The sequence below is a fragment of the Streptomyces sp. NBC_01408 genome (assembly GCF_026340255.1).
GTDB lineage: Bacteria > Actinomycetota > Actinomycetes > Streptomycetales > Streptomycetaceae > Streptomyces.
In genome coordinates this window covers 3852393-3868128 of sequence record NZ_JAPEPJ010000001.1, presented here as the reverse complement: position 1 = coordinate 3868128, position 15736 = coordinate 3852393, and the positions used below count along the sequence as shown (strand labels likewise).

Sequence of the window (15736 nt, the reverse complement as noted above, 5' to 3'; positions counted from 1 at the left end):
CAGGGAACGTAGGTGCCTCCTCCTCGGGCCAACAAGACGTCTACGCGTGAGCAATACGAGCAAAACCCCAGCTCAGGGCAGTGGTGCCAGTTCGACGGGGAATCCGTTGAGCACCGCGGTGCCGGACAGCGGGTCGAGCCGGGTGCCGTCCAGCAGCTGGTTGACGTTCGCGCCGGGCTGCGCCGAGGCCACGGAGAGCCGGGATCCGGCGCGGTCGTGGCCCCACCCGTGCGGGAGGCTCACCACGCCCGCGCGGACGGCATCGGTGACCTCTACGGGAACGTCCAGACTGCCGCCGTCCGCGGTGACACGGGCGCGGCCCCCGTCGGCGAGGCCCAGACGGCCCGCGTCCTCCGGGTGGACCTGGAGGGTGCACCGGTTGGAACCTCCGACGAGGGCCGGCACGTTGTGCAACCAGCTGTTGTTGGACCGCAGATGGCGGCGGCCCACGAGCACCAGGGCGGCGGGGCGGTCGGCGAGCGCCGCGCGCAGCCTGGGGAGCTCGGCCGCGATCGGGTCCGGGAGCAGCTCGATCCTGCCGCTGCGGGTCCTCAGCACGCCCGGGAGCCGGGGCCGCAGCGGGCCCAGGTCGATGCCGTGCGGGTGCGCCAGCAGCCGCTCCAGGCTGAGCTCGGCCGCGAAACCGGCGCTGGCATCGACGTGGGCGTCGTCAGCACCGGCCGCAGCAGCATCCGTACCGGCGTCGGGGGCCGCATCGGGGGCAGGGTCTGGGTTGAGGGCGGGGTTGGGGGCGGGGTTGGCATGCGTACCGGCGTCGGCGAGGCCGAACTGGTCTCCGTACGGCCCGAGTCGGAGCATCAGGTCGAGCCGGCGCTCGGGGCCGCTCTCGCCGGTCAACAGGCCGGCGAGGTGCGCCGGATCCCGGCCGTGCAGCGGGGAGTGCGGGTCGGTCGTCTCCTTGGCGAGCGTGGCCTGGACAGCCAGTTCGTCGACGGCGGCCGGGCCGGCCGTACCGTGCATGCCGGAGACGGCGAGGACGAGGCGCGCGTGGATCTCGCACTCGTCGGGCAGACCCGCTTCGAGCGGGACGGCGGGGCGGGTGTAGCGCGCCTGGTTGCGGACGGCGAAGGCGTTGAAGGCGAAGTCGAAGTGCGCGCTCCGCGAGGGCGGCGGCGGGGGCAGCACGACGTGGGCGTGGCGCGAGGTCTCGTTCAGGTACGGATCGATGCTGACCATGAAATCGAGCCCGGCCAGGGCCGCGTCGAGGCGCCGGCCGTCGGGGGCGGACAGCACGGGGTTCGCGGCGATGGCGATCAGGGCGCGGATCCGCCCCTCACCCGGGGTCTCGATCTCCTCGGCCAGGGCGGTGGTGGGCAGCTCGCTCTTGGCCTCGGGGTGGCCGCTGACCCGGCTGTGCCAGCGCCCGAGGGCGAACCCCTTACCGGGCCCGGCCGGGCGTGGCCGGGGACCGGTCGCCGAGAGCGGGAAGAGCACTCCGCCGGGTCGGTCGAGGTTGCCGGTGAGGACGTTCAGTACGTCGACCAGCCAGCTGGCGAGCGTGCCGAACTCGACCGTGCAGCTGCCGATCCGCCCGTAGACGGCGGCGGTGGGCGCGGCCGCGAGCTCGCGGGCGAGGGCGCGGATCTCATCGGCCGGAAGGTCGCAGGCGGGGGCTACGGCCTCAGGAGTGAAACTCCCGAGGGCGGCGGCGAGTTCCCCGAGTCCTTCACTCTGTTCCTCCAGTACTCCGGGGGCGGCAAGGCCCTCCGCGAGCAGGGTGTGCGCGAGGGCGGCGAGGAGCAGGGCGTCGCTCCCGGGGCGCGGGGCGAGGTGGCGGTCGGCGAGCCGGGCGGTGCGGGTGCGGCGCGGGTCCACGACGACCAGGGTGCCGCCGCGGGCGCGCAGGGCCTTGAGCCGGCCGGGGAAGTCGGGGGCGGTGCACAAGGAGCCGTTGGACTCCAACGGGTTGGCCCCGAGGAGGAGCAGGAAGTCCGTGCGGTCCAGGTCGGGTACCGGGATGGCGAAGGGGTCGCCGAAGAGCAGCCCGCTGGACACGTGCTTGGGCATCTGGTCGAGCGTGCTGGCGGTGAAGAGGTTGCGGGTGCCGAGGGCCTTGAGGAGCAGCGGCGGGTAGAGGGCCCCGGCCATGGTGTGGACGTTCGGGTTCCCGAGGACGACGCCGACCGACTGGGCGCCGTACTCCCCCACGAGGGCGGGAACGGCGGCGGCGATGGCCTCGTACGCCTCCTCCCAGGTGGCCTCCTGGAGTCGGCCGTCCCGGCGGACGAGCGGCGTCCGCAGCCGGTCGGGATCGGCGTCGACCGCTCCGAAAGCGGCGCCCTTGGGGCAGATGAAGCCGCGGCTGAAGACGTCCTCGCGGTCGCCGCGGGCGCCGGTCACGGCGGTGCCTTCGATGGTGAGCGTGAGACCGCAGGTGGCCTCGCAGAGGGGGCAGATGCGCAGGGCGGTGCGGGGCATGGGGCGCTCCAGGGCGGCAGGCTGCGGCACGGGCATGCGGGGCGCACTGAGCATACCGACCGGTAGGGAGGTCCGGGAGGGGCGTGCGCGACCGCGTTCCGGGGCGGGGACGGCGGCCGGACGGTGGCCGGACGGCGGGCGCGGGCAGGGCGCCGGACGGTCCTGGGGCGGGGTGGGCGGCTCGGGGCGCGCGGTTCTGTGCGGCCGGTGGAGGGGCGGATGCTTCTGGGCGGGCGGTTCCGAGGCGGCCGGTCCGAGGCGTCGCCTGTGGCGCCGGTGCAGGGCGGACGTTTCTGGGTGGCCGCTCCGAGGCCGGGCGGTCCGAGCCGGCCGGCCTCGAAACGGCCGGTCCGGGGCGTCGGCGCAGTGGATGGGTCGGGCGCGGGTTCAGTCCAGGACGCGCGCGAGGTAGGCCTGCATCATGGCGCGGGTCTCGGCGACGATGCCGGGATCCCCGGCCGGATCGGACCGGAAGGCCAGCTGGATCAGCGCGTCCGTGGCCTCGACCGCCACCAGGACGGCGCGTTCCAGGGTGGCGTCCGGCGTGAGGCCGAGGTGCCCGCACAGCAGCCCGGTGAGGCGGCCGGCGACCAGGTGGTTGGGGTCGGCCGCGGGGCCTTCGGGAGGCGGCGCGGGCACCCCGAAGTCGACGAGCGCGAAACCGGGGACGCTGCGCTTCATGGCCAGGTACTCGTCCAGCACCGCGTCCACGACGGGCCGCCAGTCGGCGGCCGGGAGGCCGGCGAGCCGGCCCGCGATGCCGTCGGCGTAGCGGTCGAGGTTCCGGTGGGCCAGGGCGACGGCCATGGCCCGCTTGTTGCCGAAGAACCGGTAGACGGAGCCGATCGGCACACCGGCGCGCAGGGCGACGGCACGGGTGCTGAGGTTCTCGTACCCGGTCTCGTCCAGCAGCTCCGCGCAGGCGTCGAGGATCCGGGCGAGCCGGTCGGCGCTGCGCTGCTGGATGGGCGTTCGGCGCATGGGGTGGGCGGGGGGCACGGGGTCCATCATGCCGCTCTTCGCTTCCATCGTCGGCGGGGGCCTCAGTTCAGCAGGAGGCTCAGCCCCCCGATGGTGTAGGTGATCATCAGCGCGAGCAGGGGCAGTTGGCCGGCCACTGCCCTGGCGGGCGGGAAGAGGCGTACCGAACGGTCGTGCGCCGCGATGACACCGAGGACGTGGCCGGTGACGACGGCGATGACCTGGAGGGCCGCGAGGGCGCCGGGGCCCAGTGGTGGGGCGGGCTCGGGGGCGTTGTCAGTGCCGAGTGCCATGCTTGCTGTGCGTGGTCCTTCGACTACCAGGAGGGAGAAGTAGTGGGCGATCAGATAGCCGAGTGCGATCGGCACCAGTGAGTGCGCAAAGGCGGTGATCGGGCCGGGGTGCGGTCCGCACACGAGGCGGGTGGCTGCCGCGCAGAGGCAGTACAGGGTGGCGACGAGGGCGACGGAGCCGAGAAGTCCGAGCGTGGCCGTGGGCGTGCGGCCGAGGGGGGAGCTCTGTATGGCGTTGATCCACGAAGGGTTGTCGGAGAAGCCGTCGTAGGCGGTCGAGCCGAGCAGGACGCAGACGGTGGCGACGAGTCCGGGCCGCTCGGGCGTCGCGTCGAGTCCGTGGAAGGGGTTACGGAGGACCAGGCGGCCGTCGCTGCGCCGGCCGAGCGGGGCCAGCCGGGCCAGGAGCGCGCTGTATGCCTCGAAGGCGTCTCCGTCGGCGAACCAGCGCTCGCCGAAGCGGGCGGCGAGCAGCAGTTGGACGGTGGCGTAAGTGACGAGGGCGATGAGGAGGGTGGTGGTGGATGCGGGATCAGGAGCGGCGAGTTCGAGCCAGGTGAAGCCGAACAGTCCGGCGGCGGCGGGCCATTGCCCGAGCCGGGCGGGGAGGGGGCGGTGGGCGCGCTGGGGGCTGCGGCGGGGCAGCACCCGGGAGAGCAGGCGGTGCAGGGTGCGGAGCGGGTTGAGCAGGCCCCAGACGGGGCCGAGGAGGAGGGAGGCGGGGACGAGTCCGACCCAGAAGAGGACGTAGACGGCGCCGGGAGCGGGGTTGCGCGCGGGGTCGTCGGGACCGAGGAGGAGGTACAGGAGGAGCAGCAGCGCGGCCGCGAGGCCGAGCCCGCGCAGGCCGGTGCGGGTGGCGGGTTTGTCGGCGGCTCGCTGGAGGGCGGCGGGCAGGGCGATCCCGGAGCGGTCGCCGCGGAAGCGGGAGGAGGACCACAGCAGGCCGAGGGCGAGGAAGGAGACGAAGAGTGCGGTGAAGGCACCGGCGAAGGCATAGAAGGGAGAGATCGGCAGATCGTGCTGGGACCCTATCCCGTGCGCGAGTGCGGTGAGCGGTTCGGCCGGGTACGGGACCACGCCCTGTCCTACGCCGCCACCGCCGGGGCCGGGCGCGGGACGGAGCCCGAACGCGCTCACCACCGGCCCGCAAGGGGCGGTGTCTCACGGCGGCCTCGAGCCGGCGCCCCGGACGCGGACCCGAGCCCGGGCGGCCGCCCGAGGCCGACACGGGGCACGGCCGCCCGGGACCCGCGGCTGCCGGAGGCGGTGGGGGGCCGGGCTGCGTCCGGGGGCGGGGTCGTGGCCGGGACCGTGCGCATGGGCGGGAGCCAGGCCGTGGTCGGGGCCGGGCGCGGGGCCGAGACCGGAACCGGGGCCGGTTCGGTGGCCGGGCCGGGGGCCGGGGTCGTGACTGCGGTTGAGGCCGAGGCCGGGGTCGTGCCCGTGGTCGTGTGCATGCGCGCGAGCGAGGCCCTGGCCGGGGGCCTGACGGTTGTAGCCAAGGCCGAGACCAGAAGCAGGGTCGGGACCGGTGCCGGTTCCGGGGGCGGAACGGCGGTCGTGGCCAGGGCCGTGGCCGTGCGCTTGGGCGAGGGCGAGGGCGTGCCTATGGCCGTGGTCGTGACGGTGGCTGGGGCCGGGCGCGGGGCCGGGCGGGTGGGCGCGGGCTTGGGCGGGGTCATCGGACGAGGAGTTGGGTCAGTACGAGGCCGGACTCGTGCGTCTCGACCTCGAAGAGGCCGGTGCGGTCGGCTGTCAGGGTCAGGGTGGCCTCCTGACCTGCGGGCAGGGCGAGTTCCTTGTCGTATCCGTGGACGTGCAGGGTGTCCGCCCGGTCACTGGTGACGCGCAGGGCGACGCGTTCGCCCCGCTTGAGTTCTGTGCGGGCCGGGGCGGGGCTGACCTTGCCGTCGCGGACGGCGATGGTGACCGTCCGGCCCGGCGGCTGCGGCTCCGGCGACGGCTGCGGCTGCGGTGTGCCGCCGTGGCCGTGGCCGCCGGACCCGCCCGGGGCGGTGGTGGTGGCGGTGAGCTGGGTCGCGGCCTCGACCGGCTTGCCGGAGACTGCCCATGCGGTGTGGTCGTCGGCGTAGAGGCGGACGGTCAGGGTGTGCGCGCCCTCGGGGACCTGTGCGGCGGGCAGGTGGAACCAAGGGCCGTACAACCGGGCCAGCTTGCGCCCGTCGAGCTCCAGGTGGGCGTGGCCGGCGCCCGGGAGGGCGGCGCCGCCGGCGCTGTCGGGGGTGAAGCGGAAGTTGTTCACCGTCAGTTGGAGGTTCCAGCCGTCCTCGGAGTCCGGGCGGGCGGCGAGCTGCACTTGTGGCGCACCGTCGGCGGGGACCTCGCGGAGCCGGTGGCCGGAGCCGTCCTCGGTGGTGAGCAGGGTGCCCACACTGCCGGAGGCCTGCTCATGGCTGGTGCCGGGCTTGTGGTGGGTGGTGGCCCGCCCGCCGCAGCCGGTCGCCGCGCTGCCCGCGAGGAGCAGGAGGAGGGTGAGCAGGGCGGCAGTACGGGCGGCGCGGCCTGGCCGGGTCGGGCGGGTCGCGCGGGCCCAGCGGGTGGGCGGGGCGCAGGCATCGCACCGGATGCGTTCCTCGGGCCTGTCGGTCACGGCGGGGCCTCCTGTGGTCGGTGCCGTCTGGACGGCTTCTGGGCCTGGCCGAGCCAGTGCCCGGTCACAGCCCGGGCCCGGGCTGCCCCGGGGCTTGGCTGCGGGTCGGCCCGGGGCCGGGCGGGTCGGCCCGCGGGCCGGGGTGGGGCTCACGGGCCGGACCTCGTCACAGGCCGGGGCGCGGGCCTGGCCAGGTGGTCACGGGCCAGGCCTTGCCACGGGCCGGCCCCGGGCCCGGCCGGGCCTCGTCACGGGGTGGGCCTCGTCACGAGCCCGGCCGGGCCTGATCACGGACCCGGCCTCGTCACGGGGTGGGGGTCGGTAGGGGTGGGGGCCGGGTCGGGGTCGGCGGCCGGGTCGGGGTCGGGGGCCGGGTCGGGGTTGGGGCGAGCTGAGGCTATGGCTGCCCAGAGGAGCCAGATGAGGGCCACCAGGGCTCGGGCCCAGGCGGGGCTCAGGGGGGTCCACGGGATCATCAGGACCGCCTTGTCGAAGGCGTCCAACAGGGTGAGGCCGGCCAGCAGCAGGGTCAGGCGGGCGAGCCAGGGGCGGGTCGGGCGCAGGGCGAGGCCCACGCCCGTCCACCACAGGCCCAGCAGGAGGAGGGCCAGTGCGGGGACGAACGTCGCGGTCAGCGGCATGGTGGAGCCGGCCACGTCCAGGGCCAGACCTGCCAGGCCCAGGACCGAGGCCGCCGTGCCCAGGCGGGAGCCGCGCAGGCGGCGCGCCCACAGCACTCCGCCGACCAGCAGCAGGACCGCCGCGACGGCGAGCGCGATCTGGGTCTCGACCCGCTCGATGCCCCGGGCTCCGTACCAGTCGCAGCCGGCCGGGAGTTTGCGGGCCTGCACGCTGTAGTCGGCGCAGACGAGGAGCTGGACGAGCTTCACCGGTTCGCCGACCAGGCGGGCCGACGCCCCTGAGACCGCGCCGCGGCGCTCACCGCACTGCGGCAGCGTGCCCGGGGTGGAGCCGTCGGGTCCGGCCTGCCAGCAGTTGCCGCCGCCCTGGCCGTCCCACCACACGTCCATGCCGTTCGGCCGGGCCGCGCCGGACTTGTCCTTGCCCATGACGTTCCCGGCGTACCGGTTGTGGTGGGAGGTGTCCGTCTGCTTCGACCACTTCTCCTCGCCGCGGATGAAGGCGGGGACCGCGCTGAGGAAGAAGCCGGCGCGCTGGTGCCCGTACACCCAGTTGTCCTCGTACAGGTTCCAGTTGCCGCCCGCGGTGATGATGCCGGTGCCCGGCGGCATGGAGATCTGCGGGCAGACGACTCCCCGCTCGTAGCCCCGCTCGATGGGCGGCTTGGCGCAGGTGCCGTCGGCGACGTAGCCGTAGTAGTCCTGGTTGTTGTCGTGGATCAGGTTCCGCTCGAACTTGGCGTGGTTCTGCGGGAGTCCGGGATGTCCGGGGAAGGCGCTGTCCATCGAGGCGCCGCCCATGTTCTGATCGAACTCGTTGTCGTGCACCCACACCGAGTCGCCCGCGGTGCCGGAGTAGCCGACCATGTTGTGGTGGCTGCGGCAGCCTGTGATCTCGATGGAGTAGCGCGGGACCTCGTAGCCGCGGCCGTTGTTGATGTCGGAGGCGCTGCCGGGGTAGATGCCGGAGTCGCCGTTCCCGTACGACTCGCAGTTCTTGTAGAGGCCGTGGTCGCTGGCGAAGGTCAGGAAGCCGTACTCGTCGTTCCACCGGGTCAGTACGTCGTCGATGACGAAGCCGTCGCCCGCCAGCACGTACAGGGAGTTGAAGGTGGTGCGCTGCGCGGTGAAGTTGCGGAAGTAGATGCCGTTCGAGCGGTCGGCGCGGATGCCGTTCAGCTTCTGGTACTTGGCGTCGACGACGACGTCCTGGCGGGTGGCTCCGGTGCCCTCGATCTGTAGGTTCGTCTTGCCGAGGATCGCGACGAGGTTCTGGTTGTGGCGGCACTGGAGCTGTTGTTCGTAGCTGAGGATCTGGTAGCCCAGCGAGGAGTTGGGGGCCTTCAGGGCGGCGCACTCCCCCGTCGGGGCGGGCAGTGAGGGCTCCTCCTCGTACAGGCCGGGGAGGATCGCGATGTTCATCCCGGGGCGGTCGACGGCGTCGACGGCCTCCTGGAGGTGGCGGTAGCCGCTCTTCTCGCACCGCTCGTAGAGGGCGAGGTTGCGCTGCCTGAGGTCCTCCGGGAAGGCGGATATCCGGCGCTCGAAGGCGGCCCGGTCGGTCTTGCAGACCACCAGGTCCGGCTCCCCCGTGCGGTACTCCGGCACGGATCCGGAGCCGTCCGGGAAGGTGACGGGGCGCTCCTCGTGCGCGCGGGCGGCGGGCGCGGCGGCGAAGAGGGACAGGAGGGCGAGGAGGGCGGCGAGGAGCGCCGCCGGCACGGCAGGGAACCTGCGGGTCCACGACATGCGCGTGAGAGTAGAGCATTGTTCATCTTTTGGGAGCCCCCTCTGCGTGAATCCGCGTACGGGCCCGCGCGACGGGACCCCGGCCGCCCCGCATCCCGCACATCCCGCGTCCCGCACACCGGACCCGGTCGCCCCACGCGCCGGACCCGACCGCCGCCCCACGCCGGACCCCTGACCCCTGACCCCGGTCGCCCCGCGTCCCGCACACCGGACCCGGCCGCCCCACACTCCCGACCCACGACCCCCGACCCCCGGCTTCGCCCCACCCTCCCGACCCCGGCGCCCGACCCCACCCTCCCGACCCCCGGCGCCCGGAAAACCGGCCCCGCCCCCGGAAAACCGGCCAGGCGGCCGGGAGCGGCCGTTGACGCGCGGGCCGCGGAATCCTACTGTCAGCCATAGGATTCCTTCGACGGAGCGGGAGCAGCGATGAGCGAGCAGCAGGCCGGCGGCATCGAGCAGGCCAGGAAGACGGCGGAGGCACTGGAGTACCTCACCGGCTTCGGCAACGAACACAGCTCGGAGGCCGTCCCCGGCGCACTGCCGCTCGGCCGGAACTCGCCCCAGCGCGCCCCCCTCGGCCTCTACGCCGAGCAGCTCAGCGGCAGCGCCTTCACCGAGCCCCGCAGCCGCAACCGCCGCTCCTGGCTCTACCGGATCCACCCCTCCGCCGCGCACCCGCCCTTCACCCGGACCGACAACGGCAACCTGCGCACCGCGCCCTTCACCGAGGTCCCCGCCGACCCCAACCGGCTGCGCTGGAACCCGCTGCCCGACCCGGCCCCCGGCACCGACTTCCTGGCCGGCCTCTGGACCCTCGGCGGCAACGGCGACGCGGCCCAGCGCACCGGTATGGCCATCCACCTCTACGCTGCCAACTCCCCCATGACCGACCGGGTGTTCAGCGACTCCGACGGCGAGCTGCTGATCGTCCCCGAGCGCGGCGGCCTGCTCCTGCGCACCGAACTCGGCCTGCTCGCCGCCCGGCCGGGCGAGGTGGCCCTGATCCCGCGCGGGGTCCGCTTCCGCGTCGAGCTCCTGGACTCCGATGCCCGCGGGTACGTCTGCGAGAACTACGGGCAGCCCTTCGAGCTGCCCGACCTGGGCCCGATCGGCGCCAACGGCCTCGCCGCCGCACGGGACTTCCAGGCCCCGGTGGCCGCGTACGAGGACCCGGGCGCCGGCGGGCAGCCGACCGAGGTGGTCAACAAGTTCTGCGGCAACCTCTGGTCCGCCACCTACGACCACTCCCCGCTCGACGTCGTCGCCTGGCACGGCAGCCACGTGCCGTACGTCTACGACATGCGGCGCTTCAACGTGCTGGGCAGCATCAGCTACGACCACCCCGACCCGTCGATCTTCACCGTGCTGACCTCGCCCTCCGACACCCCGGGCCTGGCGGGCGTGGACTTCGTGGTCTTCGCCCCGCGGTGGCTGGTCGGCGAGGACACCTTCCGTCCGCCGTACTTCCACCGCAACGTGATGAGCGAGTACATGGGCCTGATCGAGGGCGCCTACGACGCGAAGGCCGAGGGCTTCGTCCCCGGCGGCGGCTCACTGCACAACATGATGTCCGCGCACGGCCCGGACCGGGAGACGTTCGACCGCGCGAGCGCCGCCGAGCTGAAGCCGCAGAAGATCGACGACGGTCTGGCCTTCATGTTCGAGACCCGGTGGCCGATCACCGCCACCGCCCAGGCGGCCGCCGCGGACCACCTCCAGCGCGGTTACGACGACGTCTGGCAGGGTCTGGAGCGCCACTTCCGCCCCTGACCGGCACCTGCATACGCTGCATGGCACGCCGTACGCCGCGGCCGCCGCGGCCGCCGCACACCCCTGCGGCACGCGGCACGCGGCGCCACCCGCAGCGCCGCACGTCACCCCCGCCCAGCCGTTCGGAGAACCAGCCGTGACCGCCTTCGCCCCCGACTCCCTGGTACTGAACCGGAAGCTGCCGCTCTGGTACCAGGTGTCGCAGTCGCTACGCGCCTCGATACTCGGGCGCACCCCGGACGCCTCGCTGCGCCTGCCCACCGAGGAGCAGCTCGCCGAGCACTACGGGGTCAGCGTGCTGACCATGCGGCAGGCGCTCAAGGAGCTGGAGGGCGAGGGCCTGATCAGCAGGCACCGGCGGCGCGGCACCTTCATCGAGCCGGGGGCGCGGCGGGGCGCCCCGGTCCGGCTGCTGGGCTCGGTCGACGCGATCGTGGCCCAGCAGTCGGGCGACCGTACGACGATTCTCGGCCATGCCCGGACGACCGTGGCCGGGGAGCTGCTGGAGCACTTCCCGGACACGTCCGAGGTGGTCACGTACCGCCGGCTCCGCCATGACCGGGAGAGCGGCGAGCCGACCAACTGGGCCGAGAACGCGGTGCTTCCCGAGTTCGCCGAGGCGGTCGACCTGGCCGACCTCGAACGCTGGCCGATGACCAAGGTGCTGCGGGACATCGTGGGGGTGCGCATCAGCCGGATCACGGACACGGTGGAGGCCCGGCTCGCCGACCCGGAGACGGCCGAGCTGCTCCAGGTCCCCCTGCTCAGCCCGATCCTGCACTACACGGGCGTGACCTACGACGAGGACGGCCGGGTGGTGGACGTGGCGCGGATCCGCTATCGCGGTGACCGGTTCTCCTTCACGGTGACGGTCGACGCCCACTGACCGGGGCCGACGGGCACTGACGGGCGCTGACGGGCATCGACGGCACCGACGGGCTCCGACGGGCTCCCCTGGCCCCCCGCACCGACCGATCCGGGTCGGTTACTTCCCTTCCTCCTCCGCGCCGCGCTCGCCCTCCGCCTGGGAGGGGGTGGTCCGCATCGTCTGGGGGTGCTGCTGCTTCTTCTGGGCCTCGTCCATGTCCTCGTCGAGCCGCTCGCCCTCGGCCTGCGACGGAGTCGAGTATTCGTCGTACTGACTCATGACCGTCTCCTCGGTCGATGGTACGTATGCGTATATAAGGAGCGTAGCCCTTCGGCCTGTGCGCAGCCCTGCCGCCGGGCCCCGTCGCTACCATCTGCCGGGTGAGCGCTGACACGCCGTTGCCGCACCTGCTGCTGGACGATCTGATGCCCTGGGCCGTGGGCGGCCTCCGCCTGGGCCGCGACTGGGTCGCCGCGCCCGATCCGGCGGCCCTGCGCGCCCGCTGGGCGGCTCTGACCGACGCCGAAGGGGCCGAGCGGGAGCGGCTGTTCCGCCCGAGCCGGAGCCGCACGCCCGCCGCCGGTGCGGCGGCGCTGCCGGGCCAGCGATCGGGTACGGCCCGGTTCGCCGACGACCCCGGCCCCTGCCCCGATCCCGTACGGGTGCTCCGCGAGCCCTTCGACGAGCAGTGGCTGCTCCCCGACCAGCGGCTCATCGACACGGCCCGCCCGGAGCTCTGGCGGGTCCTCGACGAGCACCAGCTGTTCCTGGTCGAGACCCCGGAGCCGCTGGTCACCGCGTACCTCCCGGCCGGGCGGCTCGGCAAGGTCCGTCCGCTGCACCGGCGCCCCGGCGGCGCCGAGCCGAACCTCGCCCCCGGCCTGCCGGCCCTGCTGGGCGAGCGCTACGGCGGCTGGGTCACCCCCGAGGACGTCCTGTGCTGGATCCTCGCGGCGGGCCGGCCGGGGCCGCGGGGGTACGAGGTCCCGCTCACCGCCGATCCGGAGCGCTGGCGGGCCGGGCTGGAGCTGGGGCACCGCCTCCTGACCGTGCAGTTGCGCGGGGCCCGCGGGGGTGAGCCGCCCCGGTTGCCGGGCGGGCGCCGCCCGTACGTCCGCTCGGCGGTGCCGGCCTGGCCGCACGAGCTGGCGTACGACGCCGGGACCGAGACGCTGAGCCTCGGCACGGGAACCGTCTCCCCCGTGCCGCCCGCCGCCTGGGAGTACCAGGCGCAGGGCGTGCGGGTACTGGAGGCCTGGTTCGCGGCCCGCACGGCGCACCGCCGTCCCGGGGCCGAGGGGCTGGAGGCGCTGGGCCCGGCGCAGTGGCCGCAGGGCTGGACCTCGGAGCTGCTGGCCCTGGTCACGACCCTGGCGCTGCTGGCCGACCTGGCCCCGGAGCGAGCCGCGTTCGAGCCGGGCCCGGGCCTGCCGGTGGCGGAGCTGCGCGCGGCCGGGGTGCTGCCGCCGCCCCGCTGGGCCCGCCGCCCGGCTTCGGTGCTGGACCACCAGGAGGAGGGCCCGGGCGGGCAGTTCGCGCTCCTCTGAGCCGCCGGACAGGCCGGAGCCCGCCGCGCACGCCAAGCCCGCCCAAGCCCGCCGAGCCAGCCCCGACCACCGAGGCCGGCCCCGGAGCCCGCCACGCACGCCGAACCCGCCGCGCATGCCAAGCACGCCCGAAGCCGCCGAACCCGCCCGGCGAAGGCCTTCCGGGGCGCCGCGCGACGGCCTACCCGCCCCACGCCCCCAGCAGCCGGGCCATCGAGCGGTCGAAGGCCTCGGCCAGCTCCGGCCCGGCCTCGGTAATCGGGGCGGCGCCGCCCGTCAGGGCCGCCGTCAGCAGCGGGTACTGGCCGGTGGCCAGCCGGGAGCCGATCCAGGCCGCCCGTACGCGCTGCTCCTCGGCCGCGGACCAGGGCAGGGCCCGGGCCCGCTCGGCCAGGGCCAGCTCGCCCGACACGTAGGTCGCGACGGTGCCGTTGACGGCGGCGACGAGTTCCAGCTTCTCGGCATCGGGCACCTCCAGCGGCGCCAGGCAGTCCAGGCTGTGCTCCAGGTACCGCAGGGCGTTGGGGCCGAAGCCGTAGACGGGGCTCAGCAGCCGGGGCAGCCACGGGTGGCGCTGCATCAGCGCCCGCGTCTGGTGGGCGAGGGCGAGCAGGTCGGCGCGCCAGTCACCGGTGGGCGGGGGGAACTCGTACTCCCCGCTGACCGCGTCGACCATCAGCTCGTACAGGTCCTCCTTGCGCGGCACGTAGTTGTACAGGGACATGGTCCCGGCGCCGATCCCGGCCGCGACGCGCCGCATGGAGACGGCCTCGATCCCCTCCGCGTCGGCGATCCGGACCGCCTCGGCGGCGATCGACTCACGGCTGTGCGCGGGCCGGGGTCCGCGTCCGGCCCGCTGCGGGCGGGCCCAGATCACTTCGGGTTCAGCGGGGCGCCCGCTGGGTGTCATCGCTCATCACCTCGTCCGTCTCGCCTCCATCCTAGTTACGTACATCGTACGTAGTGATGTAGGGTGCCGCACATGACAACTACGTACGCTGTACTTAGTGAGGGTCTGGAGAAGAACTACGGCGAGGTCCACGCCCTCCGCGGGCTCGACCTGGCCGTACCCGAGGGCACGGTCTGCGGGCTCCTCGGCCCCAACGGCGCGGGCAAGACCACCGCCGTCCGGATCTTCACCACCCTCACCGCACCCACCGGCGGCCGCGCCCTCGTCGCCGGTCACGACGTCACCCGGGACCCCGCCGTCGTCCGCCGCGCCATCGGGGTCACCGGCCAGTACGCCTCCGTGGACGGAGACCTGACCGGCCGTGAGAACCTGCGGCTCTTCGCCCGCCTCGCCGGCCTACGGGGCCCCGCGGGCCGGGCCCGCGCCGACGAGCTGCTGGAGCGCTTCGGGCTCACCGAGGCCGCCGACCGGGTGGCCTCCACCTGGTCGGGCGGCATGCGCCGGCGCCTGGACCTGGCCGCCGGACTGACCACCCGCCCCCGGGTGCTGTTCCTCGACGAGCCCACCACCGGGCTCGACCCGGCCGCCCGCGAGCACATCTGGACGGCGGTGCGGGACCTCGCCGACGAGGGGACCTCCGTACTGCTCACCACCCAGTACCTGGAGGAGGCCGACCGGCTCGCCGACGACATCGTGGTCGTCGACGGCGGCCGGGCCGCCGCGACCGGCACCCCGGACGAGCTGAAGGCCCGGATCGGCGCCCGCGCCGAGGTCGCCGTCGCCGGGCGCGAAGCCCTCGCGGGCGCGGCCGCGGTGCTCGACCAGCTCACCGGCGGCCGGCCCGTCCTCGACGAGGAGAAGCTCACCGTCGGGGTGACCGTGCTCGACGCCGGGCTCACCCTGCCCCGGATCATCCGCGAGCTCGACACCCACGGGGTCCCGGTCACCGACGCGAGCCTGCGCCCGCCCACCCTCGACGAGGTGTTCCTCCGCCTCACCCAGGTCCGCGGGGCCGGACCCGCCGGCGCCGGACCCGACAGCCCCCGCCCCGACAGCCCCCTCCCCGGCAACCCCCGCCCCGACAGCCCCCGTCCCGACCACGCCGGTCCCGGCGACAAGGAGTACGCCGCATGAGCGCCCTGCTGTCCGACGGCGGAGCCGTCTTCACCCGCCAGCTCCAGAAGGCCCGGCACGCCCCGGCGCTGCTGATCCTGACCCAGACCATGCCGATCACGATGCTGCTGTTCTTCGGCTACGTGTTCGGCAGCGCGCTCGCCATGCCGGGCTCCCAGTACCGCGAGTTCCTGGTGCCGGGGCTGCTCGCCGCCACCGCCGCGAACGGGCTGATGACCGGCATGTTCACCGCCGCGCAGGACGCCCACCGCGGGGTCATGGACCGGTTCCGGACCCTGCCGATGAGCCGGACCGCGGTTCCGCTGGGGCAGACGGCCGCCGACCTGCTGACCACGGCGGTGTCGATGGTGCCCCTGATGCTGGTGGGGCTGGCCATGGGCTGGCGCATGGAGAACGGGCTGCCCGGGGCGCTGGGCGCGCTCGGCGTGCTGCTGCTGTTCCGCTTCGCCACCGCCTGGGTGGGCACGTACCTCGGCCTGCTGAGCAGGAGCGAGGAGGCGGCGGGCCAGCTGGGCAGCGCCACCTTCATCCTGCCGATGCTGTCCAGCGCGTACCTGCCGACCGCCGGGCTGCCCGCGTGGCTGCGTACGGTCGCCGAGTGGAACCCGATCAGCGCCGTCGCCACCGCCGTGCGCGAGCTGTGCGGGAACGCCGGGGCCGAAGCGGCCCCGGGCGCCGCCTGGCCCGCCGCGCACCCGGTCGCCGGGGCGCTGCTCTGGTCGGTGCTGCTCCTCGCGCTCTTCGTACCGCTGGCCACCCGCAGGTTCGCGCGCGGCCAGGACTGACG

General features: G+C 74.5%; 12 protein-coding genes. 5 read left to right on the top strand and 7 right to left on the bottom strand.

The window, feature by feature from the left end; translation table 11 throughout:
* Positions 1-72: 72 nt before the first annotated feature.
* The 5 genes from OG447_RS17575 to OG447_RS17555 all read right to left on the bottom strand — a co-directional run bounded on the left by OG447_RS17575 (position 73) and on the right by OG447_RS17555 (position 8717).
* Positions 73-2439: a molybdopterin oxidoreductase family protein gene (locus OG447_RS17575; RefSeq protein WP_266938926.1), complete on the bottom strand. Its 2367-nt coding sequence runs from the start codon at positions 2437-2439 to the stop codon at positions 73-75.
* Positions 2440-2826: 387 nt separating this feature from the next.
* On the bottom strand, positions 2827-3447 hold the full coding sequence (locus tag OG447_RS17570; protein ID WP_266938925.1) for a TetR/AcrR family transcriptional regulator: 621 nt from the start codon (positions 3445-3447) through the stop codon (positions 2827-2829).
* Positions 3448-3482: 35 nt separating this feature from the next.
* Positions 3483-4793, bottom strand: a complete 1311-nt coding sequence (locus OG447_RS17565; protein WP_266937613.1) for a hypothetical protein — start codon at positions 4791-4793, stop codon at positions 3483-3485.
* Between the two features lie 601 nt (positions 4794-5394).
* Entirely contained in the window at positions 5395-6216 is an 822-nt protein-coding gene (locus OG447_RS17560) for a hypothetical protein (RefSeq protein ID WP_266938924.1), read from the bottom strand.
* Positions 6217-6614: 398 nt separating this feature from the next.
* Complete coding sequence (locus OG447_RS17555; protein WP_266937612.1) at positions 6615-8717, bottom strand: right-handed parallel beta-helix repeat-containing protein; 2103 nt, start codon at positions 8715-8717, stop codon at positions 6615-6617.
* A 429-nt stretch (positions 8718-9146) separates the two neighbouring features.
* On the opposite strand from OG447_RS17555, the gene hmgA reads away from it, so the two are divergent.
* On the top strand, positions 9147-10490 hold the full coding sequence (hmgA, locus tag OG447_RS17550; RefSeq protein ID WP_266937611.1) for a homogentisate 1,2-dioxygenase: 1344 nt from the start codon (positions 9147-9149) through the stop codon (positions 10488-10490).
* Between the two features lie 136 nt (positions 10491-10626).
* On the top strand, positions 10627-11376 hold the full coding sequence (locus OG447_RS17545) for a GntR family transcriptional regulator (protein WP_266937609.1): 750 nt from the start codon (positions 10627-10629) through the stop codon (positions 11374-11376).
* A 99-nt stretch (positions 11377-11475) separates the two neighbouring features.
* Here OG447_RS17545 and OG447_RS17540 read toward each other — a convergent pair whose 3' ends face one another.
* Positions 11476-11637 (bottom strand): hypothetical protein, encoded by a 162-nt coding sequence (locus OG447_RS17540; protein WP_266937608.1) that lies wholly within the window; start codon positions 11635-11637, stop codon positions 11476-11478.
* 146 nt (positions 11638-11783) lie between these two features.
* On the opposite strand from OG447_RS17540, the gene OG447_RS17535 reads away from it, so the two are divergent.
* Positions 11784-12905, top strand: a complete 1122-nt coding sequence (locus OG447_RS17535) for a type ISP restriction/modification enzyme (protein WP_266938923.1) — start codon at positions 11784-11786, stop codon at positions 12903-12905.
* Between the two features lie 181 nt (positions 12906-13086).
* Here OG447_RS17535 and OG447_RS17530 read toward each other — a convergent pair whose 3' ends face one another.
* On the bottom strand, positions 13087-13815 hold the full coding sequence (locus OG447_RS17530) for a TetR/AcrR family transcriptional regulator (RefSeq protein WP_266937606.1): 729 nt from the start codon (positions 13813-13815) through the stop codon (positions 13087-13089).
* Between the two features lie 72 nt (positions 13816-13887).
* On the opposite strand from OG447_RS17530, the gene OG447_RS17525 reads away from it, so the two are divergent.
* Together OG447_RS17525 and OG447_RS17520 are read left to right on the top strand one after the other, a co-directional pair.
* Positions 13888-14949, top strand: a complete 1062-nt coding sequence (locus OG447_RS17525; RefSeq protein WP_266937604.1) for an ATP-binding cassette domain-containing protein — start codon at positions 13888-13890, stop codon at positions 14947-14949.
* Positions 14946-15734 (top strand): ABC transporter permease, encoded by a 789-nt coding sequence (locus OG447_RS17520; RefSeq protein ID WP_266937602.1) that lies wholly within the window; start codon positions 14946-14948, stop codon positions 15732-15734. The genes OG447_RS17525 and OG447_RS17520 overlap by 4 nt, the downstream gene beginning before the upstream one ends.
* Positions 15735-15736: the final 2 nt, after the last annotated feature.